At 63.4% G+C, this 22,045-nt stretch carries 18 protein-coding genes; 11 read left to right on the top strand and 7 right to left on the bottom strand.

The genetic code is table 11. The annotated features are described in order from the left end of the window. The 11 genes from bchB (at position 1) to CKO27_RS02585 (ending at position 14,101) form a co-directional block, all read left to right on the top strand. Positions 1-1,578 carry a ferredoxin:protochlorophyllide reductase (ATP-dependent) subunit B gene (gene bchB / locus CKO27_RS02635; protein ID WP_200373323.1) on the top strand — a complete coding sequence of 526 codons (1,578 nt, stop codon included), beginning with the start codon at positions 1-3 and terminating at the stop codon, positions 1,576-1,578. After that, on the top strand, positions 1,553-5,287 hold the full coding sequence (locus CKO27_RS02630) for a magnesium chelatase subunit H (protein ID WP_200373322.1): 3,735 nt from the start codon (positions 1,553-1,555) through the stop codon (positions 5,285-5,287). The genes bchB and CKO27_RS02630 overlap by 26 nt, the downstream gene beginning before the upstream one ends. Before the next feature lie 35 nt (positions 5,288-5,322). Next, positions 5,323-6,195 (top strand): ferredoxin:protochlorophyllide reductase (ATP-dependent) iron-sulfur ATP-binding protein, encoded by an 873-nt coding sequence (gene bchL, locus CKO27_RS02625; RefSeq protein ID WP_200373425.1) that lies wholly within the window; start codon positions 5,323-5,325, stop codon positions 6,193-6,195. Then, positions 6,195-6,896 (top strand): magnesium protoporphyrin IX methyltransferase, encoded by a 702-nt coding sequence (bchM, locus tag CKO27_RS02620; protein WP_200373321.1) that lies wholly within the window; start codon positions 6,195-6,197, stop codon positions 6,894-6,896. Before bchL ends, bchM begins: the two co-directional genes overlap by 1 nt. Before the next feature lie 346 nt (positions 6,897-7,242). Then, positions 7,243-8,025 (top strand): photosynthetic reaction center subunit H, encoded by a 783-nt coding sequence (gene puhA / locus CKO27_RS02615; protein ID WP_200373320.1) that lies wholly within the window; start codon positions 7,243-7,245, stop codon positions 8,023-8,025. Then, positions 8,022-8,693, top strand: coding sequence for a photosynthetic complex putative assembly protein PuhB (gene puhB / locus CKO27_RS02610; protein WP_200373319.1), 672 nt, complete (start codon positions 8,022-8,024; stop codon positions 8,691-8,693). Before puhA ends, puhB begins: the two co-directional genes overlap by 4 nt. Positions 8,694-8,702: 9 nt before the next feature. After that, positions 8,703-9,155, top strand: a complete 453-nt coding sequence (gene puhC, locus CKO27_RS02605; protein WP_200373318.1) for a photosynthetic complex assembly protein PuhC — start codon at positions 8,703-8,705, stop codon at positions 9,153-9,155. Between the two features lie 148 nt (positions 9,156-9,303). Continuing rightward, positions 9,304-10,215, top strand: coding sequence for a putative photosynthetic complex assembly protein PuhE (gene puhE / locus CKO27_RS02600; protein WP_200373317.1), 912 nt, complete (start codon positions 9,304-9,306; stop codon positions 10,213-10,215). 422 nt (positions 10,216-10,637) lie between these two features. Next, positions 10,638-11,999 (top strand): oxygen-independent coproporphyrinogen III oxidase, encoded by a 1,362-nt coding sequence (hemN, locus tag CKO27_RS02595; protein WP_200373316.1) that lies wholly within the window; start codon positions 10,638-10,640, stop codon positions 11,997-11,999. Beyond that, the gene (gene bchJ / locus CKO27_RS02590; RefSeq protein WP_200373315.1) at positions 11,996-12,592 is read left to right on the top strand and encodes a bacteriochlorophyll 4-vinyl reductase; all 597 of its coding nucleotides are present in this window, start codon (positions 11,996-11,998) and stop codon (positions 12,590-12,592) included. Before hemN ends, bchJ begins: the two co-directional genes overlap by 4 nt. Positions 12,593-12,691: 99 nt before the next feature. After that, a complete protein-coding gene (locus CKO27_RS02585) occupies positions 12,692-14,101 on the top strand; it encodes a class I adenylate-forming enzyme family protein (RefSeq protein WP_242470688.1) in 1,410 nt (469 codons plus the stop codon). A gap of 63 nt (positions 14,102-14,164) precedes the next feature. Here CKO27_RS02585 and CKO27_RS02580 read toward each other — a convergent pair whose 3' ends face one another. From CKO27_RS02580 to CKO27_RS02550, 7 genes are all read right to left on the bottom strand, one after another. Next, positions 14,165-14,878 carry a DUF4412 domain-containing protein gene (locus CKO27_RS02580; RefSeq protein WP_242470687.1) on the bottom strand — a complete coding sequence of 238 codons (714 nt, stop codon included), beginning with the start codon at positions 14,876-14,878 and terminating at the stop codon, positions 14,165-14,167. Positions 14,879-15,017: 139 nt separating this feature from the next. Next, positions 15,018-16,373, bottom strand: a complete 1,356-nt coding sequence (locus tag CKO27_RS02575) for a phenylacetate--CoA ligase family protein (RefSeq protein WP_200373313.1) — start codon at positions 16,371-16,373, stop codon at positions 15,018-15,020. A 17-nt stretch (positions 16,374-16,390) separates the two neighbouring features. Beyond that, positions 16,391-16,828 (bottom strand): amino acid-binding protein, encoded by a 438-nt coding sequence (locus CKO27_RS02570; protein ID WP_200373312.1) that lies wholly within the window; start codon positions 16,826-16,828, stop codon positions 16,391-16,393. A gap of 291 nt (positions 16,829-17,119) precedes the next feature. After that, positions 17,120-18,460: a phenylacetate--CoA ligase family protein gene (locus tag CKO27_RS02565; protein WP_200373311.1), complete on the bottom strand. Its 1,341-nt coding sequence runs from the start codon at positions 18,458-18,460 to the stop codon at positions 17,120-17,122. A 52-nt stretch (positions 18,461-18,512) separates the two neighbouring features. Then, the gene (locus tag CKO27_RS02560; protein WP_200373310.1) at positions 18,513-19,391 is read right to left on the bottom strand and encodes a DUF4351 domain-containing protein; all 879 of its coding nucleotides are present in this window, start codon (positions 19,389-19,391) and stop codon (positions 18,513-18,515) included. A 12-nt stretch (positions 19,392-19,403) separates the two neighbouring features. Beyond that, a complete protein-coding gene (locus CKO27_RS02555; RefSeq protein ID WP_200373309.1) occupies positions 19,404-19,895 on the bottom strand; it encodes a 2-oxoacid:acceptor oxidoreductase family protein in 492 nt (163 codons plus the stop codon). Between the two features lie 52 nt (positions 19,896-19,947). Continuing rightward, on the bottom strand, positions 19,948-21,576 hold the full coding sequence (locus CKO27_RS02550) for a thiamine pyrophosphate-dependent enzyme (protein WP_200373308.1): 1,629 nt from the start codon (positions 21,574-21,576) through the stop codon (positions 19,948-19,950). Positions 21,577-22,045: the final 469 nt, after the last annotated feature.

Raw genomic sequence — 22,045 nt, 5'->3', positions numbered from 1 at the left:
ATGCAGTTGACTCTCTGGTCCTACGAAGGTCCGCCGCATATCGGCGCCATGCGCATCGCCGCCTCGATGGATGGCGTGCATCTGGTCTTGCACGCGCCGCAAGGGGATACCTACGCCGATCTGCTCTTTACCATGATCGAGCGGCGCGCTCAGCGCCCGCCGGTCAGCTACACCAGCTTCCAGGCGCGCGAACTGGGCGGCGACACGGCCGAACTGGTCAAGGCCACGATCCAGGCGACCTATGAGCGGTTCAAGCCGCGCGTTCTCATGATCGGCGAATCCTGCACGGCCGAACTGATTCAGGACCAGCCGGGCGCGCTCGCGCAGGGCATGGGACTGCCCGTGCCGGTGCTGTCCCTGGAATTGCCGGCCTATGCGAGGAAGGAGAACTGGGGGGCGAACGAGACCTTCTACCAGTTGATTCGTGGCCTCTTGAAGGGCAAGGTGCCGGCCCCTGGTTCCGAGCGCGAATTGCGTGCGTCGGGCGCGCGACCCAAAGCCAATCTCCTGGGTCCATCGGCGCTGGGGTTCCGCTGTCGCGACGACATCATCGAGGTGACGCGATTGCTGGACTCCGTCGGTGTCGATGTCAATGTGGTCGCTCCGCTCGGCGCCTCCCCCGAGGATCTGCTGCGCATTCCGGAGGCCGACTTCAACATCCGCATGTACCCGGAGCTGGCCGACCAGGCCTGTCACTGGCTGGAGCGGATGTTCGGTCAGCCGACGGTCAAGACGGTGCCGATCGGCATCGGCGCGACCCGGGAGTTTCTTCGGGAAGTCGTTCGGGTCGCTGGGCTCGATGTCGACACCACGAAGGATCCGATTTGGTCTAGGATGCCCTGGTACTCGAGGTCCGTGGATTCGACCTATCTCACGGGCAAGCGCGTGTTCATCTTCGCCGACGCGACGCACGCGGTCGCCGCGGCACGCATCGCGACCGAGGAACTTGGCTTTACTGTCGTGGGCCTTGGCACCTATGCTCGCGAGTTCGCCCGCGAGGTCCGGGAGGCGGCCAAGGGCTATGGCCTGGAGCCCCTGATCACGGATGATTATCTCGAGGTGGAGGCCAGGGTCGCCGAATTGCACCCGGAGTTGGTGCTCGGGACACAGATGGAGCGTCATATCGCCAAGCGTCTGGGGATTCCCTGCGCGGTGATCTCGGCGCCGGCGCATATTCAGGACTTTCCGTCCAGGTACGCGCCGCAGATGGGATTCGAGGGCGCCAACGTTATTTTCGATACCTGGGTCCACCCCTTGATGATGGGGCTCGAGGAGCATCTCATCACCATGTTCCGGGAGGACTTCGAGTTCCATGACGCGGCGACGCCGTCGCATCTGGGGCCCGGCGCGAGAAACGATCAACCGCAAGAGACTCGGTCGGGGCCGGCGGAGAGTTCCGTCGCGACCGACGAGACTGTCATGGCTTGGGCACCGGAAGCCGAGCAGGAACTGAAAAAGATCCCCTTCTTCGTGCGCGGCAAGGCGCGGCGTAACACCGAGCGGTTCGCGGGGGAACGTGGGATCCAGACCATTACTGTGGAGACGCTCTACGATGCCAAAGCGCATTTCGGCCGCTAAGACGCGCGCCACCAACTCCGACGCGACTCCAGTGCGCGTCGTTATCGTCAATCTCGATGGACATCTGGCGGGGACGACGCAGCGTGCGCTGCCCGCGGTTCGTCGCGACCTGCCCGGTCTGGAGCTGAACCTCCACGCGGCCACGGAATGGGCGGATGATCCGGCCTCGCTCGAACGCTGTCTCAAGGACATCGCCGAGGGCCACATCATCATGGTCACCATGCTGGTCATGGAGGATCACTTCAAGCCGATCGTCGCCGCGCTCGCGGCCCGGCGCGACGCCTGCGACGCCATGATCGTCTGCATGTCCGCCAGCGAGATGATGAAGATGACTCGCATGGGCGGCTTCGCGATGGACGGCACGCCGGGCGGCCCCATGGCCCTGCTCAAGCGGCTGCGCGGCAACAAGGAGCGCAAGCAGAGCACCGGCGCGCAGCAGATGTCCATGCTGCGGCGGATCCCCAAGCTGTTGCGCTTCATTCCCGGCACCGCCCAGGACGTGCGCGCCTACTTCCTGACCCTGCAATACTGGCTGGCCGGTTCGGACCAGAACCTGGCCAACATGCTGCGTTTCCTGGTGGATCGCTACGCCGACGGCGAGCGGCGCCATCTGCGCGGCACACTCAAGGTCGAGCCGCCGGTCGAGTATCCGGAGGTGGGTCTCTATCACCCCAGGATGAAGGGGCGGATCTCGGAGAAGCTGGCCCAATTGCCTGGAATCAACCAGGGCAACCAGGGTCGCGTCGGCCTGCTGTTGATGCGCTCCTATGTGCTGGCCGGCAACTCGGGTCATTACGATGGCGTGCTCAACGCGCTGGAGGCGCGTGGCCTGCAGGTCGTCCCCGCCTTCGCCAGCGGGCTCGATGCCCGCCCGGCGATCGAGAAATTCTTCATGCAGGACGGTCGGGCGACCGTCGACGCCGTGGTCTCGCTGACCGGCTTCTCGCTCGTGGGTGGTCCGGCCTATAACGATGCCCACGCCGCCGAGGAGATTCTGACCCGTCTCGACGTGCCCTATCTCGCGACCCTCGCGGTCGAGTTCCAGACCCTGGATCAGTGGGAGGAATCGAGTCAAGGCCTGATCCCGGTGGAGGCGACCATGATGGTGGCCATCCCCGAGCTGGATGGCGCCGCCGGCTCCATCGTTTACGGCGGTCGCAATGGCGGCGGTCAGGAGGACGGCGCCCGCGACATGCATTCGCATACCGAGCGCGCCGAGATGCTCGCGTCGCGCGTGGAGCGGATCGTGCGCATGCGCCGCACCGAGCGCGCGCGGCGCAAGGTCGCCGCCGTGCTTTTCAACTTCCCGCCCAACGCGGGCAATACCGGGACGGCGGCCTATCTCTCGGTGTTCGCGTCGCTCTATCGTACGCTGGTTTCGCTGGATGCGGCGGGTTACACGGTCGATCTTCCGGAAGACGTGGATGATCTGCGCGAGCGGATCATCAACGGCAATGCCGCGCGTTTCGGTGCTCACGCCAACGTCCATACCCGCATTCCGGCCGACGATCACGTCCGTCGCGAGCCCTGGCTGGCCGAGATCGAGAAGCAGTGGGGCTCCGCGCCCGGCAAGCAGCAAAGCGACGGCGGGTCGATCTTCGTGCTCGGCGCGCAGTTCGGCAACGTCTTCGTCGGCATTCAGCCGTCCTTCGGTTATGAAGGGGATCCGATGCGCCTGCTGTTCGAGAAGGGCTTTGCCCCGACCCACGCCTTCTCGGCCTTCTATCGCTATATCCGCGAGGACTTCGGTGCCCATGCCGTGCTGCACTTCGGTACCCATGGCGCGCTGGAATTCATGCCGGGCAAGCAGGCGGGTCTCTCCAGCGCCTGCTGGCCGGATCGCCTGATCGGCGATCTCCCGAACATCTATCTCTATGCCTCGAACAACCCCTCGGAAGGCACCATCGCCAAGCGTCGCTCCGCCGCGACACTGGTCAGCTACATGACCCCGCCGATCGCCCACGCGGGTCTCTACAAGGGCCTGATCGATCTCAAGGGCTCCATGGAGCGCTGGCGTTCGCTGCCGCCCGATGATGTCGAGGAGCGCCGTTCGCTGGCCGAGTTGATCCAGGCGCAGGCGGCGGAGCTGGAACTGGTGAATGCCGAGCCGCGATGGGATGCGGATATCGATGCCCAGGTGGCCAAGCTTGGCGAGGATGTCCTGGAGCTGGAATACACCCTGATTCCGCATGGTTTGCATGTGGTCGGCGAGGCCCCGACGGAGGAAGAGCGCGTCGACATGCTGATGGCGGTGGCCGAGTCGACCAAGGAGATTCGGCCCGAGCGCGCGGCGCTCGAGGCGCTGGTCGACGGCAAGTCGCCCGAGAAGGCCCTCAAGCTGGGCAAGATGAAGACCAGCGAGGAGCATGTCACGCTCTTCCGCGAACTGGCCGAGATCGACCGCCTCTTATCCCAGGACACCGAGATCCCGGCGATCCTGCGTGCCCTCGACGGGCGTTTCATCCCGCCGGCGCCGGGTGGCGATCTGCTGCGCACCCCGGCGATCCTGCCGACCGGACGCAATCTGCATGGCTTCGACCCCTTCCGGCTGCCGAGCGCCTTCGCGGTCAAGGATGGGGCGCAACAGGCCGCGCGTCTGATCGAGCGGCATGTCGCGGAAGGTAACGGATTTCCGGAGACCATCGCGCTGGTGCTCTGGGGCACGGACAACCTCAAGACCGAGGGCGGACCGATCGGGCAGGCCCTGTCGCTGATCGGCGCGCGTCCGCGCTTCGACAATTACGGGCGACTGGCGGGCGCGATCCTGATCCCGCTGGAAGAGCTGGGTCGGCCGCGCATCGACGTGGTCATGACCCTCTCGGGTATCTTCCGCGACCTGCTGCCGCTCCAGACCAAGCTGCTGGCCGAGGCGTCCTTCCAGGCCGCGTCGGCGGAAGAGCCGCTGGAACAAAATTTTATCCGCAAGCATGCCCTGGCCTACCAGGAGTCGCATGGTTGCGATCTGGAAACCGCTTCGCTGCGCGTCTTCAGCAATGCCGACGGTGCCTATGGGGCCAACGTCAACCATCTGATCGACAGCAGCAGTTGGGACGAGGGCGAGGAACTGGCCGAGACCTATACCCGTCGCAAGAGCTTCGCCTACGGTCGCTCGGGAAAGCCGGTGCAGCAGGCCGATTTGCTCAAGAGCGTGCTCGGTCACGTCCAGCTTGCCTATCAGAACCTGGACTCGGTCGAACTGGGCGTCACTACCGTCGACCACTACTTCGATACCCTCGGTGGCATCGCCAAGGCGGTCGGTCAGTACAAGGGTGACGAGGTGCCGGTCTATATCGGCGATCAGACCCGAGGCGACGGCGTTGTCCGGACGCTGGCCGAGCAGGTCGCGCTCGAGACCCGTACCCGCATGCTCAATCCCAAGTGGTACGAGGGCATGCTCAAGCATGGGTACGAGGGCGTGCGTCAGATCGAGGTTCATGTCACCAACACCATGGGCTGGTCGGCGACGACCGGTCAGGTCGCGCCCTGGGTCTATCAGCAGTTGACCGAGACCTTCGTGCTGGACGAGGAGATGCGCAACCGTCTGGCGCAGCTCAACCCAACCGCCTCGGCCAAGGTCGCGAACCGTCTGATCGAGGCCCATGAACGTAACTACTGGTCGCCGGACGAGGCGACGCTCGAGGCCCTGCGCCGGGCGGGAGAAGAGTTGGAGGATCGGCTTGAAGGTGTCATCGAGGAGGCGGCCGCGTGACGACCAAGCAGCTTCCCTCCGATATGTTTAGCGGCATGCCCAGACACCCCGACGGCGAGGGCAGCGTTCAGGTTCAGCTCGATCCGGATATCCGGATCGACACCGCCAAGGTGTTCGCCATCTATGGCAAGGGCGGTATCGGCAAGAGCACCACCTCCTCGAACCTCTCGGCCGCCTTCTCGAAGCTCGGCAAGCGCGTGCTGCAGATCGGTTGCGATCCCAAGCACGACTCGACCTTCACCCTGACCAAGTGCCTGGTGCCGACCGTGATCGACATCCTCGAATCCGTGGACTTCCACGCCGAGGAGCTGCGCCCCAGCGATTATGTCTACGAAGGCTACAACGGCGTCATGTGCGTGGAGGCCGGCGGGCCACCGGCGGGCACCGGCTGTGGCGGTTATGTCGTGGGTCAGACGGTCAAGCTCCTCAAGCAGCATCATCTGCTTGAGGACACCGATGTCGTCATCTTCGATGTGCTCGGTGACGTGGTCTGCGGCGGTTTCGCGGCGCCCCTGCAGCACGCCGAACGTGCCTTGATCGTCACCGCGAACGACTTCGACTCGATCTTCGCCATGAATCGCATCGCCACGGCCATCCTGGCCAAGTCGAAGCATTATGCCGTTCGCCTGGGTGGCGTCATCGCCAACCGCAGCGTCAATACGGACGAGATCGACCGGTTCAGCGAGGCGGTCGGTCTCAAGCGGCTCGCGCATCTGCCCGATCTGGATATCATCCGCCGCAGCCGCCTGAAGAAATCCACCCTCTTCGAAATGGAGCCGGGTCCAGGTCTGGAAGAGGCCAAGCAGCAATATTTGCAACTCGCCGAAAGACTCTGGGAAGGTGTCGAGCCCCTGATCGCCAGGCCGATGCGTGATCGTGAGATCTTCGATTTTCTGGGGTTCGATTGATGTCAGATGCCTCCTATCAAGAACGTCGCGGCGAAATAGAGACCTATTTCGATCGCACCGCCGCCGATGCCTGGACCAAGCTGACCTCGGATGCCAAGGTCAGCCGGATCCGCGAGACGGTGCGCGCGGGCCGGGACGAAATGCGCCAGACCCTGCTCGATTGGCTGCCCGCCGATCTTACCGGCAAGCGTCTGCTCGACGCGGGCTGCGGCACCGGAGCCTTGGCCGTCGAGGCGGCTCGTCGGGGCGCCGAGGTGATCGCGATCGACGTGGCTCCGACCCTGATCGAGATCGCTCGCGAGCGAGCGCCGACTGACCTGGGTCAAGGATCCGTGACTTTCCAGGCCGGAGACATGCTCGATCCGGCTCATGGCCGGTTCGATCATGTGGTCGCGATGGATTCGGTCATTCATTATTGTCCGGGTGATGTGGTGAAGGTGCTGGCGGGGCTCTCGGAGCGCACCAGCGGTTCGATCATCTTCACCTTCGCCCCCAAGACGATCCCGCTGGCCATCATGCACGCTGTGGGGCGTTTCTTCCCTCGGGGAGATCGGGCCCCGGCCATCGAGCCGGTGAGCATGCGGTCGCTTCGTGAATTGCTGGGTCAGGAGTCCGGGCCGCGAGGGTGGAAGCCCAACCGGACACGGCGCATCGCCGTCGGGTTCTATATGTCTCAAGCCTTGGAGTTGATTCCAGGATGAGACGTTGCTGTAAGGCGTCCTCGGCGGTTGTCGAGACGGTTGGGTCAGGGCGCTTCGGCGCCGTTGGAGCCACGGCCGCGGCTGTGGAGGTTGTCCTGGGTACGTGGCGATGATTGGTCGGATCGAGCGTCGACGTCTCGCGAGGGTGTCATCGGCTCGGCATCGATCGATTTCTCCACGGACCATGGGTTCGTCTATCGTATTGAAAGCGTTTTGTTTCTCGCCACGCTGGTCGCCAAGGATCCGTTCGCGCGCATGGCGAAAGGATTCGATGGTTCGGGGCGGTCACCGCGCATCGGTCTAGCCGGTTGTTCCGGTTAGCTATTTCTCCTACGGAGGTTACATTATGTCTGCTGCCATCACTGAATATATGGATGTTGCCCAACTCACGATCTGGGCGTTCTGGTTCTTCTTTGCTGGACTCGTCATCTATCTCCGCCGCGAGGACAAGCGGGAAGGCTATCCGCTTGACTCCGATCGGACCGAGCGTTCCGGCGGTCGTGTCAAGGTGGTTGGTTTCCCGGATCTGGCCACGCCCAAGACCTTTATTCTTCCGCACAAGGCCGGAACCGTGATGGCGCCGCGTCAGGAGGCTCCGCTCGCCAAGCTGAACGCGACACCGTCCGCGCCCTTCCCGGGCGCTCCCTTCGAGCCGATCGGCGATCCCATGCTCGCTGGCGTCGGTCCAGGCGCCTCTCCGGATCGCGCCAAGCATTGCGATCTGACCTACGAAGGGGTCGCGAAGATCGTTCCCCTGCGCGTGGCCACCGATTTCTCGATCGCCGAAGGCGAGCCGGATCCGCGCGGCATGACCGTCATGGGTCTTGACGACGTCGTCGCTGGCACCGTCACGGACGTTTGGGTCGACCGTTCCGAGCCGCAGATCCGTTATCTCGAAATGAAGGTCGCCGCGGGCGGCAAGCAAGCCCTGTTGCCGATCAACTTCTGTCGTTTCGATAAGAAGGCTCGCAAGATCAAGGTGCTGGCGATCAAGGCGGCTCATTTCGCCAACGTCCCCGCGCTGTCCAAGCCGGATCAGGTCACCCTCTACGAGGAAGACAAAGTCTGTGCCTACTTCGGCGGCGGTAAGCTCTACGCCACAGCGGAACGTGCCGGACCTCTGCTGTGAAGGAATACGACTTCGAGCCCGTTCGGGGTCTGCCCGAGCAGCTCCCTCCTGGTGAGGAGTTGCTCTGGCAGGGCGCGCCGCGTTGGACCGCCCTGGCCCGACGCGCGTTCCATGTCCGAAAGGTGGCGATTTATTTCGCTGTGCTCGTGGTCTTGCGGATCGCCGTGGACTGGTCCGAAGGACCGTCCATGGCCAGCCTTTTCCAGGGAGTCTCGTGGATCCTGGTGCTGGCTGTCGTGGCTGTCGGCGCCTTGGCCCTGCTTGGTTGGGCCATGGCCCGAACGACCGTTTACACCATCACGAGCCGGCGCGTGGTCATGCGCATTGGCGTGGCCCTTCCCATGATGATGAACGTGCCTTTCAAGCAGGTACGCTCGGCGGATCTAAAGGTTTACGACGACGGTACGGGCGATATCCCGTTTCTGCTGGCCAAGGCGGTACGCCCTTCCTATATGATTTTCTGGCCGCATGTTCGTCCCTGGCACTTTTCGCCCCCTCAGCCCATGTTTCGAGCGATTCCCGAGGCGGGGAAGGTTGCCGAGATACTCGCTGGCGCGCTCAAGGCTTACGCGGAGGAGTTCGGCGATGAGTCGAACGCAACCGATGAGGCGCCGGCGGGAGTTCACGAGACGGCGTTGGCTTCCCAGCGCGAATCCCTATCTTCATGAGGTCCGCTAGTGAGTGATGCGTTTGGGCACCGCCCTTTTCCAAAGGGCGTTTTGTATGCCGTGGCGGCCTTGTTGAGTTTCACGATCATCATGATCGGCGTCGCGCGCCTGACAGGGTTCATGATGCCTCAGGCGCCGGTGACGGCGGAGGTCGAGTCTCGGGATCTGCGTTTCGTCGACTTGGATGATGGCTCGCTTGCCGTATACGATGTGGCGACGGGAGAACTGATCCATACCCTGTCGCCTGGCGAGGAGGGTTTTATCCGCGGCGTGTTGAGGAGCATGGAGAGACAGCGAAAGGGATATCAGGCGTCCATCTCCGAGCCCTTCCACTTGGCACGGCGGGAGAACGGCATGCTCACCCTGGAGGATCCGACCACCGGAATCCTCCTTGATCTCAGGGCCTTTGGCGAGACGAACCAGGCGGCTTTCGCCGATCTGATGCCTTCACCCAGGCCATGATGTCCCCTGTCGGGCCGCGGCTGGAGGCGCCTGTCATCCAGTCGTTCGCGACCAAAATCAGACGTTGTGTGAACTGAGGGTCGCGGCTGGTTCAGCGCCTGACCGCTCATCTTCCGGTCCGCACCTGCCCGAGAGTTGGATCTAGTCCATGTCTGATTTCGGTTTCCCAATTCTGTATGCGCTCGGGCTCTGGTGGTTCAGTACGGGGGTCGTGCTTTATCTCGACAATCTGCCGGGTCGAACCTTTCGCTGGACCCTGCTCGGCGGAGCCATCGTGCTTGCCGTCGCCGTCTTCGCCCTGGTGGTGAGCAGCGCATCCACTAGCGTCCTTGCGATCTACGTCGCCTTCTCGGCCGGCGTGGTGGTCTGGGGTGTGCTGGAGATGAGCTACTTCACCGGATTCGTCACTGGGCCACGCAATACGCCCTGCCCACCATCCTGCTCCGGCTGGAAGCGCTTTGGGCTGGCGATTCTGACGAGCCTTTATCACGAACTCCTGATCATCGCGACGGTGCTCTTCCTGGTTCTGATCTCCTGGGACGAACCCAATCAGGTTGGCACATGGACCTTCGTCGTGCTGTGGCTGATGCGCTGGAGCGCGAAGCTGAATCTCTTCCTCGGAGCCCCCAACCTCAATGAGGAATGGCTGCCCGAACATCTGCGTTATCTGAAAACCTATATGTCCAAGCGCGGGATGAACCTCTTGTTTCCCGTCTCGGTGACCCTGGCTACAATCATCGATGTGCTGATCGTGCTCGCGGCCATGACGCCGGAGGTCACCGGCTCTCCGGCCATCGGCTTGATTTTGGTGGCCACCCTGCTCGCGCTCGCTATCCTGGAGCATTGGTTTCTCGTGCTCCCGCTGCCGGACGAGGCGCTGTGGGCCTGGGCCTTGCCGCCACCGAAGCACATGGACACCGACCACGGCGGCTCGCCGTCGACCGATTCGGGTAACAAGCCTTCGGGATGCCTGCTGGTTCATTATCCTTCGGCGCGCTCGGGCTCGCTCGAGCCAGCTTCCAGGGAGCGTGGTGAACAGGTTAGAGCTGGCTGCCATTAGGTTGTTTCCTGAGAAATCCATACCCTACATCCGTCAAAAGACCGGTTCGGATTGATTCGTAGTGTTTGTTCTTAATCCTGCGAGCCGAACAGGCGCCTATTTTGGCGGATCGGGGAACTTTCGACCCCTTCGGTGATACGCTGGAGGTTGGGGGCGACTCAACGTATAATCCTACGACTACGGTTGGAAAGCTGGCGCCTTATCTGGCCCAGTAAATGCGGTTGCTGTTTCTAGGATGAGGAAGCAATGGTGGCCCTGGATGAGCGCGGATTGCATGGCATCCACGGGGCACGGGAACGAATTCAAACGAGTCTTTCGTGGCGGCTCGCGATCAAGGCCACAAGACAGGGTCGCGGTGTAGGCATCCCGCGGCAAGACCTATATAACGACAGCGGCTAAACCTGACCAGGTGGGTGACAGACATGGCGCCTCCTCTCCCGACGAGTCTTCCGCTAGAATTCCTCGAGTCGCACGGCCTGGCCGCCCAGGGTTGCCCCATGTCAAGTCTGGGGCTCGTGAAGGAGGATCATTTCACCCAGGCTCAGTACCTGGGCGTGCTGGAAAACCTCCGGCAACGAACGGACGAAGAATTGGCGATCTACGTCCATGTTCCCTTCTGCCATGTGCGCTGTCTCTACTGCGCCTGCGACACCACCGTGACGCATAGCATCGAGAAGGTCGATCAGTACCTCGATGCGCTTGAGCGTGAGATGGACATGGTGACCGAGAGGATCGGGCGGGGACGCCGGGTCGAGCAACTTCATGTCGGAGGCGGTACGCCAAACCATCTCAACGAGCCGCAACTGGCTCGCTTGATGGAGATCGTCGAACGTCACTTCCAACTCGCTCCCGATGCCTGTACCTCCATCGAGTGCAATCCCCGGCGCTCCTCGGTCGGCCAGTTGGAACTCCTCTATGGCCTCGGTTTTCGGCGGATCAGTTTCGGCGTACAGGATCTCAACGTCGACGTGCAGCGCGCCATTGGTCGCGTGCAATCCCTGAACATGGTGCGTGACGTCTTTCTGACCGCGCGCGAGACGGGCTTCGAGAGCATCAATCTGGATCTGGTCTACGGTCTGCCGTTCCAGACGGAGCAGGGTTTCCAGTCGACGCTGGAGCAGATTCTCGACCTCGGCCCCGACCGCGTCGCCTGCTTCAGCTACGCGCATGATCCCGCGAAACGCCCGCATCAACATGCCATCAACACGGCCCATCTTCCCTCGGCGACCGAAAAACTCGCGTTGTTCCATCGCGCCGTCCGCACCTTCACGGAAGCCGGCTATCGCTGGGTCGGCCTGGACGTGTTCGTGCGCGAGGACGATGAATTGTATGACGCCCAAGTCGAGGGCCGACTCTACCGCAACTCGATTGGTTACACGCCCATGCCAGCGAAGCAGGTGCTGGCCTTCGGTCCCAGCGGAATCGGTGAGATGGCCGACGCGCTGGTCCAGAACGAGTCTGATTTGAAGCTCTGGCAGAAACGCCTTAACAATGGTCAGTTTCCGATTGCCTGGGGGCGTTGCTTGAGCGAGAGCGACGGACGTCGTCGTCGGGCGATGCTGCATCTCATGTGCAATCTTCGGCTTCCGGCCAGTTCCGCCGCGGATCTGGACCAGGAATACGAGCAGCTCTGCAAGAAGGCCGAGCACGGCTTGGTCGAGGTCTCGGAGGACGGTATCCGGGTCACGCCCCAGGGGCGCTATGTCTTGCACGGTATCTGCGCGGAGCAGGATGTTTTGGTCGACTGTGGAAGCAATCAGTGGCGTTTTGGGATATCCGCGTGAATCAAAAGAACAATCAAGGACGTGTCGGTCCGAATGCCATCATCCGTGTCTTCGAGGCCCTGGAGACGCGGCATGGTCGTGATGAGGTCGAGAGCCTGTTTCGGTACGCTGGGTTGAGTCGTTACCTTGGGGCGCTTCCCGAGGCCATGGTGGATGAGCAGGAAGCCATCGATCTGCAACGCGCCTTGAGGGAGAAACTTGGAATCGAGGAGGCTCGTGCCGTCTCTCGTGATGCCGGCTCGCGTACCGGGGACTATCTGCTCGCTAGGCGCATACCGCGACCGGCCCAGGCGATCCTTTCGATTCTGCCTGCGAAACTGGCGAGTCGGACCCTGCTCAAGGCGATCCAGGGCAATGCCTGGACATTCGTCGGTACCGGCGTCTTCGAGGCCGATCCCAGTTTCCCCCCCAGACTCAAGATTACCGATTCGCCTCTGTGTCGTGGTGCCCAGGCCGACCAACCGCTCTGCGATTTCTACGCCGGAACCTTCGAGCGACTCTATCGGCGCTTGGTCCATCCAGGGACGGTCGTGACCGAAGTCGCCTGCCATGCCAATGGCGCTCCGAACTGCGTCTTCGAGGCGCGCTGGTAGGAAGGCGTCGTTCCGCTGCCAGGGGTTGAACGCAACGTTCGGTTGCCAGCCCTCGGACCGGACTCTTCTTCGCCTTTTCAACTCCCACTCCGATTCAGGATGACCGCGTCCAACTGGAAAGGGGATTTTCCCTGTCTGATTCAGCCAGGTTCGACCATCAGGCATGGCGACCTGAGCCTGACCTTCCCCGAGCTAGGACGTCGGGTGGGGAATCGTGTTAACTGCCTGATGGGACAGGGACTGGCGAGCGGCCAGGTTGTGATGGCACCGGATGCTCCGGTCATGGATCTGGTCGTACTGATGTTCGCGCTCGCGCGGATCGGCGCGGCCTTGTTTCCCTTTCGCTCGGGACTCGACCGAGACGGCACGCGATCCCTGGCCAGCCTCGTGGGGGCCGAATGGTATTGGCATCCGGACTCGGAACAACTCGGGCGGACGCCCTTTGCCGCGCCGGGGGACGCCTCGGCGGCCTCTCCGATCGGTTTGCTGATCAAGACGAGCGGCAGCGGCGGGAAGCCGCGTGTCGTCATGCTCTCCTTCGAAAGCCTTCTGGCGTCGGCCAGTCGGGTCAATACGCGCCTGGGCCTGACGGCCGACGATACCTGGCTGGCTTGTCTCAGGTTCAGCCATGTGGGTGGCGTGACGATCGCTTATCGCTGTGCCCTGGCGGGCGCGCGAATGTGGCTTCACGAGGGGTTTGACGCGCGGGCCGTGCGTCGCGATCTTGATGACGGGTCGGTGACGCATCTCTCGCTCGTCCCTCCGATGCTGGCTCGACTCCTGGATCTGGACCAGAGGCCGCCGCCAGCTCTGCGCGTGCTCTTGGTCGGTGGACAGGCCCTGAGTCGCCCGTTGGCGCAACGGACCGTCGAGGCCGGCTGGCCGCTGCATGTTACCTATGGCATGACGGAGACCGGATCCCAGATCGCGACGACCGGGCGTCTGCAAGGTCGCGACCTGGATCCGGCCCGAGTCGGCGATTTGATGCCGGATATCCGGGTCGCGGCGGGTGGCTGCGAGGCGTCGCCCGCGCCCCTGCGCATCCGGGGGCCAGTCCTGATGGCGGGATACGCCAACCCTCGACGGAGACCCGGGGATGGTCTGGAACAGGGTTGGTTCCGTTCGGCCGATCTCGGCTGCGAGGAGCCCGACGGAGGACTCCGAATCCTGGGACGGGCGGACGATGTCCTGGTGATCGGTGGGCGGAATGTCTCCTTGAGCCAGATCAACGCCGCCCTGCAGGAGGCGCCGGGCGTCCGGGAGATTCAGCTCGTGGGCCTCGCCGATCCCGTCTGGGGGCATCGCCTGACGGCCGTTTTCGCGGGCGATTGCGACGAGGGGGAGCTCGCCCTCTGGTGTCGCGGGCATTTGCGGGGGGCGGAATGTCCGCGCGCCTTCCGGCGTCTGGAGTGCCTGCCCGTGCTCGATTCAGGAAAATACGATCGGGTCAGAATCGCGGCCCTGGCCGAGGCGTCCGTCGAGCGCGCGGGGCTCAAGAACGACTCTTGAGCACCGCCGCACCAGGTCGGCCAGGCGCGGATCCTTCCGTCGCTTGGCCTCGCTATCCCTCGCCTAGGGATGTCCGCCGCTGGCCGCCGCTGGCTGGCCCATCTCTTTCTTCTGGTAGTCGGCGGGTATCTCGAAGAACTTGGCCTCCATGGGTTCCTTGCGGATGACCTTCACCTCGCTCTCGGTCTCCATGGTCGAGCCCATCATTTGCACCTTGGATTTGGTCAGGATGGGGTAGCCCTTGACCTTCTCCATCTCGACGCGCTGGGCCTGGGCCGCCGGCGAATCTCCCAGTAGGGCCTCGGGGCCGGACATGCTCATGAGATCGGTGTAGCTGTCCAGATCGAGATCGACCTCCTCGGTGGCCCAGATCTCCTGGTCGATCTCCATCATCCCGGTCTTCTTGACTTGATATTTGCGACAGTTCCACTCATTGATCTTCCTGGTCTCGTCCGTGGCCACCACCGTGATCTTGTTCTGTTCCATCATGGCGCGCATCTGCTCGATCCCTGGCTGGGACATGCCGGCCATCATGCTCTTGGCATTGATCTGGTAATACTCCTTCTCGGCGTGATTCAAAAAGGCCATGTCCCCGCTCGCGGGGTCCAGGATCATGTCGGCCCCTTGGGGATCGGAGCTGGCGACCTTCATCTTGCCGTGCGCCACATAGGTCTTGCTGACCTCCTCGCGCGGTGCCTCGCCCATCAGGCCCGTGCTGCGATTGACGGTCTCGATGTAGATGCCCTCATCGCTGGCAAGCGCGGTTGTAAGACTCAAAGTGGTCGTCAGAAGAACCGCCAAGCCTAAACGCAGGCCGTTTCCGGACAGTTGGAAGGGAGACGTCATGGTTGATTCCCGTTGTGGTGGATAAAGCCCGAGATCCAGGCGGATGATGAATGGGTGTCAGGGTGTTGAATCAGAGCGCCTGATCGGTCAGGTCGCGTTTGTCGAGAACCCGCTTGGCCTTTCCGACGAAGCGTTCGATGCTGCGCGGCTCGACCAGATCGACATGGGCGCGGATCCCCGCGACCGTATGGATCTCGCGGCTGATGCGCTCGCACAGGGCCTGCATGCGGTCCATGCGGTCGGAGAAGATCTCGGGGTGAATCTCGACCTTGACGTGGACCTCGTCGAGCGTCGAGGGCCGGCTCACCTCGATCAGATAATGCGGCGTCGTGCCTTCGACCCGCAGCAGGGCCTCCTCGATCTGCGAGGGGAAGACGTTGACCCCGCGGATGATGAGCATGTCGTCGGTTCGGCCGGCGACCCGGCTCATGCGCGTCGTGGTGCGCCCGCAGGCGCAGGGTTCGCGATAGAGACGCGCGATGTCGCGCGTTCGGTAGCGGAGCATCGGCATCGCCTCGCGGGTCAGGCTGGTGATGACCAACTCGCCCGGCTCGCCTTCCGCGACTGGCTCCAGCGTCTCCGGATCCAGACACTCGACCAGGAAATGATCCTCCTGGATGTGCATCCCCGCGCGCGCCGGGCACTCGCCGCTGACGCCGGGTCCGATCACCTCCGAGAGCCCATAGTTGTTGTAGGCGTCGATATCGAGCTGTTCCTCGATCTCGCGTCGCATGTCCTCGGTCCAGGGCTCGCCGCCGAAGTGCCCGATGCGGATCGGCAGGGCGCGCGGATCCATGCCCAACTCGCGCGCGGTGTCGGCGATCGTCAGGGCATAGCTCGGGGTACAGATGAGTACCTCGGGGTCGAGGTCGCGCATGATCTCGATCTGACGTCGGGTGTTGCCGGCGGCGGCCGGGATCACGGTCGCGCCGACCCGTTCGATCCCGTAGTGCAGTCCGAAGCCGCCGGTGAAGAGCCCATAACCGAAGGCGACCTGGGCCGTGTGCTCGGGCGCGAGCCCGCCCGAGACCAGGAAGCGCGCGCAGAGATCGGACCAGGTTTCGAGATCCCGCGCCGTGTAGGCGACGAAGGTGGGCTTGCCGGTGGTCCCCGATGAGCCATGGATGCGCGCCAGCGCCTTGCGCGGGACCGCCAGCAAGCCGAGCGGATGCTGGCGGCGCATGTCGTCCTTGGTGGTGAAGGGGAGCTTGCGGATGTCCGCCGGCGAGCGAAGGCTATGCGGGCCGATGTCGCGATGCGTCAACTGGTCGCGGTAGAAGGGGACCGTGGCGAGCCGGCTCACCAGCTCACGCAGTCGCTCCAACTGGAGCGCCTCCAACTCGGGGCGCGGTCGGGTCTCGGCCTCCGGATCCCAGATCGGATAGCGGACGGTCGTGGCGGCGGAATGGCGAATGGATACAGACATCGTGCCGATTCCGACCCTCAGGAGACGAAGCTCATGAGCTCGTCGCCATCGACGACATGCAGCCCCTTGTCGAGCAGGACCTGAATCGCCCGATCCGGATCCTCGAAGCGGAAGATCAGGATCGCCTTGTCGCCGCGCCGCAGCGAGAAGGCGTACATGTACTCGATGTTGAGATTCGCGCCTTCCAGGATCTTGAGCGCCTGCGCGAGTCCGCCGGGTCGGTCCAGCAGATCGACCGCCACCACCTCGGTCAGGTTCACTACCCAGCCCGCCTCCTCAAGGACGCGCTTGGCCTTGTCCCACTCACGCACGATCAGGCGCAGGATGCCGAACTGCGCGGTGTCGGCCAGCGACAGGGTGAGGATATTGATGCCCTCGGCCGCGATGGCCTCCAGCGGAGCGCCCAGCCGACCGGGCCGATTTTCGAGGAAGAGCGAGAGTTGTTGCAGTTTCATAGCCTTGAGCCCTCGACTAAAGTGATTTCCGGGAAGCCTTGTACCCCTGGTCCGCGTCTGAATAGACAGGATTAACAGGATGTTTCAGGATTTACAGGATTAAAAACAGAGGTTTATAAATCCTTTCAATCCTGAGAAATCCTGCTAATCCTGTCTATGACGGGGCGAATCGCGGGTACAAGGTTGCCCGGAAATCGCCTAAGGCGCATTCGAACCGGCCAGGCTCGAAGCACGCAAGAACTTTTGAATCAGGTTTGGATTCAGGGGGATCCGTCCGAAGTGACGTCGACCCTATTTCCCCTCGTTGCGCCGATCGATCACGCGCTTGGCCTTGCCCTCGCTGCGCGCGAGGCTGCGCGGTTCCACCAGTCGCAGCTCGACGCGGATCCCGAGGATATGCTCGATCGCCTGGGCCAGCCGCGTCCGGACATCCTCCAGCGCCTTGATCTTGTCGCTGAAGACCTCGGGCGTGACCTCGACCTCGACCGCCATCCGATCCAGTCCCTGATCGCGGGTGAGGATGATCCGGTAGTGCGGCAGCGTCCCCTCGACCGCGAGCAGCGCGGCCTCGACCTGGGACGGGAAGACGTTGACGCCGCGGATGATGAACATGTCGTCCGAACGCCGACCGATGCGACGCATGCGCCGGAGGGTGCGTCCGCAGGCGCAGGGCTCGGTGATGAGCGAGGTGATGTCGCGCGTGCGATAGCGGATCATCGGCATCGCCTTCTTGCTCAGGGTGGTGAGCACCAGCTCGCCTTCCTCGCCGTCGGGCAGCGCCTCGCCGGTCTCCGGGTCGATGATCTCCGGATAGAAATGATCCTCGAAGAGATGCAGCCCTTCCTGAGCCGAGCACTCGCTGGCGACGCCGGGGCCGATGATCTCGGAGAGCCCATAGATGTCATACGCCTTGATCCCAGCCTCGGCCTCGATGTGCCGGCGCATGCCATCGGTCCAGGGCTCCGCGCCGAAGATGCCGATACGCAGCGGCAGCTCGCGCAGATCCACGCCGAGTTCGCGAGCGCGCTCGATCATGTGAGTGAAGTAGCTGGGGGTGCAGCAGAGGGCCGAGACGTTGAAGTCGCGGATGATCATGATCTGACGGTCGGTGTTGCCGCCCGAGATGGGGATCACGGTCGCGCCCAGGGTTTCGCCGCCGTAATGAGCGCCGAGTCCGCCGGTGAAAAGCCCGTAGCCGAAGGCGTTCTGCAGGATATCGCCCCGGTGCAACCCGCAGGAGGCGAGGGTGCGCGCCATCACCTCGGACCAGACCTCGACATCCTCACGCGTATAGGCGACCACGATCGGCTTACCGGTGGTGCCGGACGAGGCGTGCAGACGCACCACGTCGCTCATGGGGCTGGCGAAGAGGCCGAAGGGATAGGTGTCGCGCAGATCCGTTTTGACGGTGAAGGGCAGATGCTGGATATCGGCGAGCGATTGGATCGACTCCGGCGTCAGTCCGCGCTCCTCCATGCGACTGCGAAACAAGGCCACGTTCTTGTAGGCGCGGGCCACGACGGCGCGCAGGCGTCGCAGTTGGACCTCCCGGAGGGCCGATCCAGGCAGGAAATCGGGGGCGCTGGCGGGGTGGAAGCCGCCCTCGGCGTCGTTCCAGAGCTCAGTCAGCATGCTGTCCTCGTCTGTCGGTGTTCGGTTGAATGAAGGGGATGGTCCGCGCGGTTCAGTGTAGGACCTCGTCCAGGGTGCGCGCGGTGAACACCCGTTCGGACCATTGCAGCAGCGTCTCGGCATCGGCGGTTTCGACCGCCCGGCGGGTCTCCTCGGGAAGCTCGCCAAAGCGGTTGGATAGCAGTCGCAGTAACAGCCGCGCCTCGCCTTGCTGGACGCCTTGTTGGATGCCTTGTTGGATGAATCGGTCCGCGAATCCGCTCATGGCTTCGGCCTCCTGGGCGTAATGCTGTTGGTAGAGATGGCGTTCACGCTCGTCGAGATGCGCATAAATATCGATGAAATCGAGATATTTAAGTCGACGCTCGGGGTTCGGTTCCAGTGTGAGGAGGCCGCGCACGGCCTGGGCATAGGTCTCGATCTTGTCCGCTGGCTCATAGGCCATGTTGGGCAGGTTGAGTCGCGCCACGAGGTTGGGGCTGTCGTAATACTCCCGCGCGGGGGTTCGAAACAGGGCGTAGTCCAGATAACGGAAATCCAAATAGGTCCGGACATCGCCGCCCAGCCGCAACCGGGTGGCGAACGCCCCCTTCCGGAGAAAGATCACCACCGGGACGATCCGCTCGGTGGAGAAGAGTTCCGCCAGATCCAGACAATAGTGCGCCAGACGATGAATCGAGAAACGGCTTGGATCCGTCTCCTCCTCCAGCACGAACAGCAAGGCCGCGCGCCGACCATCGGGCCATTCCAGCAGTAGCGGCGTATCGAGTTCGCGGAAGCGCTCGCCAAGCCGCTCCTGCAATTGCTCCTGGCGCACGGGCAGGATTCTGACCGAGGGGTCGAGCGCGGCGGACTCCGCCGCCGCGAAGAAGGCGATCGCCTCGCGCGGGTAGTCGAGGATCAGATTCTTGAAGTTCTGGTCGTGGCTCATGCGACCAGTCGGTCAGGTCGCCGATGACCGCGCGAGCGCGGCGGCGCGGCCGGTCGCGAAGGACTGCTCGTTGAGTTTGTGCAGCTTCTCGGCCAGGTTGGCGCGCATGGCCGCGAGCCAGTCTTCCTCCGGGATCTCCAGGATCGTCGAGGCCGCGCCGAGCAGCGCGACGTTGAGGCTCTTCTTGTTTTTGAACGCTTCCGGATCGAGCAGATCCGGCCCGATCAGAACGCCACCGGCGCGCAGGGTCGGACGGTTGATCTCGACCTGGGTGGCTTCCAGCACCACCAGCACATCCGCCTCGCCCGGTGGAACCATGGGGCTCAACACCGCATCGCCATAGCGCACGTCGCTACTCACGGAACCGCCACGCTGGCTCATGCCATGCAACTCGCTCTTCTTGACATCGAACCCGGCGCGAAAGGCCGCGTCGGCGAGGATGTCCGACGCCTTGAGGACGCCCTGGCCGCCGAGTCCGGCGATGACCACATTCTTGACTTTCATCTATGCTCGATCCTGCTCTTGATTTCCCGATCCGGGACGGGACGCTTGCTTATCAATCCACGACATCCGCCGCGCAACTGTCTGGGGTCGTTTGCCCCGTCGCGGCCTTCTCGTAGAAGCGGATCTTGGGCGCCGCCAGGACGCAGGGCTGACGGGTCACCACCAGCGAGGTCTCGGACTTGGCCAGTAGACCGGTGATCAGATCGCGCAATGACTGTTCCTTGTCCTGGGAACTCACCACATGGACATTCTGTATCCCCATGGCCCGGCCCAGTGCCTCGAAGCTGATCTTGCCGGTTGGCGAATGATCGAGCAGGCGCCCGGTTCCGGGATGCTCCTGCTGTCCGGTCATGGCCGTGGTGCCATTATCCAGGATCAGAACCAGATGGCCGGTCGAAGGCGGGTTGTAGACCATCTCGGCGAGGCCGGTGATGCCGGAATGCACGAAGGTCGAATCGCCGATCACGCTCACCACCCGGCGCGCCTGTTCCTCCGGCAGCACATGGCGCATCCCGAGCCCGACGCCGATGCTCGCGCCCATGCAGACACAGGTGTCCATGGCCGAGAAGGGAGGCAGCACACCCAGGGTGTAGCAGCCGATATCTCCCGCGACGATGCAATTCAGATCCCGCAGAACCTCGAAAACGCCGCGATGCGAGCAGCCCTGGCACAGCTCCGGCGGCTTGCCTTTTGGCGGGGCCGGCTCCGGGCTGGTGTCGCCGGCGAGGATGCGGCGTACCCGCGCGACGTTCAGCTCGCCGAAGCGGTACATCTCCGGCTTGCCCTCGGCCGGGATGCCAGCCGCGCGCAGCGAATCGACCAGGACCGGATCGCCTTCCTCGATCACCAGCAGGCGCTCGACGCCCGCCGCGAAGGTGCGGATGCGCTCCAGCGGCAGGGGATAGGTCAGGCCGAGGGTCAGTTGGCTCGCCTCTGGTGCGGCCTCGCGGGCGTGAACGGCGCTGATGCCGGTGGCGACGATGCCGAGCTTGGAATCGCCCGCGTCCAACCGGACTGGTCCCTCCGCCTCGTTCCAGGCCGCGATGTCGGCGAGCTTCTGGCGCAGCCGCTGATGCGCGGGCTTGGCATAGGCCGGGATCATCACCCGCGCCGGGACATCACGCTGGAAGCTTGGCTGGGGGCTGCTTTGGGCGGTCGCGCGCGGGCGCACGATCGTCTTGGCGTGACAGACGCGCGTGGTCACGCGGAGGATGACCGGAATCTTCCAGCGCTCCGAGATCTCGAAGCCGAGCCAGGTGAAGTCATAGGCCTGCTGGGAGTCGATCGGCTCCAGCATCGGCAGGGCCGCCGCGCGCGCGTAGTGACGGTTGTCCTGCTCGTTCTGGCTGGAGGCCATGCCGGGATCGTCCGCCGAGACGACGATCAGTCCACCCAGGATATCGGTATAGGCGGCGGTGAAAAGCGGATCGGCGGCCACGTTGAGTCCGACGTGCTTCATGGTCACCAGGGTGCGGGCGCCGGCGAAGGCGCTTCCCAGACCGACCTCCAGGGCCACCTTTTCATTCGGCGACCACTGCGCCTGACCGCCGAGACGGTCGAAGGTCTCAAGGATCTCGGTGGAGGGCGTGCCGGGGTATCCCGTCCCCAGTCGAACCCCGGCATGCAGGGCCGCCAGCGCCACGGCGTCATCGCCGCTCAGTAAAAGCCGTTCTCCGGTCATGGTCTTCGCTTGCTCTCGCTTGCAGGATATCGCGGGGCGCATTATCCGCCCCACGGCTGCGTGGCAGCAACCGGAGAAGGCGGCATCCGCGCTTCCGTTAGCCCATCTGACTCTCCGATCCTCGGTTATGAGTCAACAGGCAAATTCGCTTCGAGGATGCGTTTCGGGGGTGGACACTCCAGGGGGCGATCATGTCGGAGTGGGTGGCTATGATCTTTTAAGGCGTTTTCCGGAAATGCCCATACCAAAGATAAAGCGTTTAACTAGGCAGGATTAACAGGATTTCACAAGCTTTACAGGATTCTTATGCGACGATGCTCGTCACGTCTTGATCGGTCGTTGATGGATAAGTGGCGCGACGGATTTCGTGCGCTCCGGCGTACTGCCTGGGCTACCTTCGGTAATCGTGGCGCTTTTTGGGTGAGTTCGTTGGGTGAAAACGATGGCGGCCATTAATAAGTAAGGTCGC

Origin of the sequence: Thiocystis violacea, from assembly GCF_016583575.1 — a bacterium.
Lineage (GTDB): Bacteria > Pseudomonadota > Gammaproteobacteria > Chromatiales > Chromatiaceae > Thiocystis > Thiocystis violacea.
This window is presented reverse-complemented; position numbering and strand designations above follow the sequence as displayed.

Coding starts and splice junctions, on each gene's coding strand:
- bchB (WP_200373323.1), top strand. CDS start 1: ATGCAGTTGACTCTCTGGTCCTACGAAGGTCCGCCGCATATCGGCGCC.
- CKO27_RS02630 (WP_200373322.1), top strand. CDS start 1,553: ATGCCAAAGCGCATTTCGGCCGCTAAGACGCGCGCCACCAACTCCGAC.
- CKO27_RS02585 (WP_242470688.1), top strand. CDS start 12,692: ATGACCGCGTCCAACTGGAAAGGGGATTTTCCCTGTCTGATTCAGCCA.
- CKO27_RS02560 (WP_200373310.1), bottom strand. CDS start 19,391: ATGAGCCACGACCAGAACTTCAAGAATCTGATCCTCGACTACCCGCGC.
- puhA (WP_200373320.1), top strand. CDS start 7,243: ATGTCTGCTGCCATCACTGAATATATGGATGTTGCCCAACTCACGATC.
- CKO27_RS02575 (WP_200373313.1), bottom strand. CDS start 16,373: ATGTCTGTATCCATTCGCCATTCCGCCGCCACGACCGTCCGCTATCCG.
- CKO27_RS02570 (WP_200373312.1), bottom strand. CDS start 16,828: ATGAAACTGCAACAACTCTCGCTCTTCCTCGAAAATCGGCCCGGTCGG.
- puhE (WP_200373317.1), top strand. CDS start 9,304: ATGTCTGATTTCGGTTTCCCAATTCTGTATGCGCTCGGGCTCTGGTGG.
- CKO27_RS02565 (WP_200373311.1), bottom strand. CDS start 18,460: ATGCTGACTGAGCTCTGGAACGACGCCGAGGGCGGCTTCCACCCCGCC.
- bchL (WP_200373425.1), top strand. CDS start 5,323: ATGCCCAGACACCCCGACGGCGAGGGCAGCGTTCAGGTTCAGCTCGAT.
- hemN (WP_200373316.1), top strand. CDS start 10,638: ATGGCGCCTCCTCTCCCGACGAGTCTTCCGCTAGAATTCCTCGAGTCG.
- bchM (WP_200373321.1), top strand. CDS start 6,195: ATGTCAGATGCCTCCTATCAAGAACGTCGCGGCGAAATAGAGACCTAT.
- CKO27_RS02555 (WP_200373309.1), bottom strand. CDS start 19,895: ATGAAAGTCAAGAATGTGGTCATCGCCGGACTCGGCGGCCAGGGCGTC.
- CKO27_RS02550 (WP_200373308.1), bottom strand. CDS start 21,576: ATGACCGGAGAACGGCTTTTACTGAGCGGCGATGACGCCGTGGCGCTG.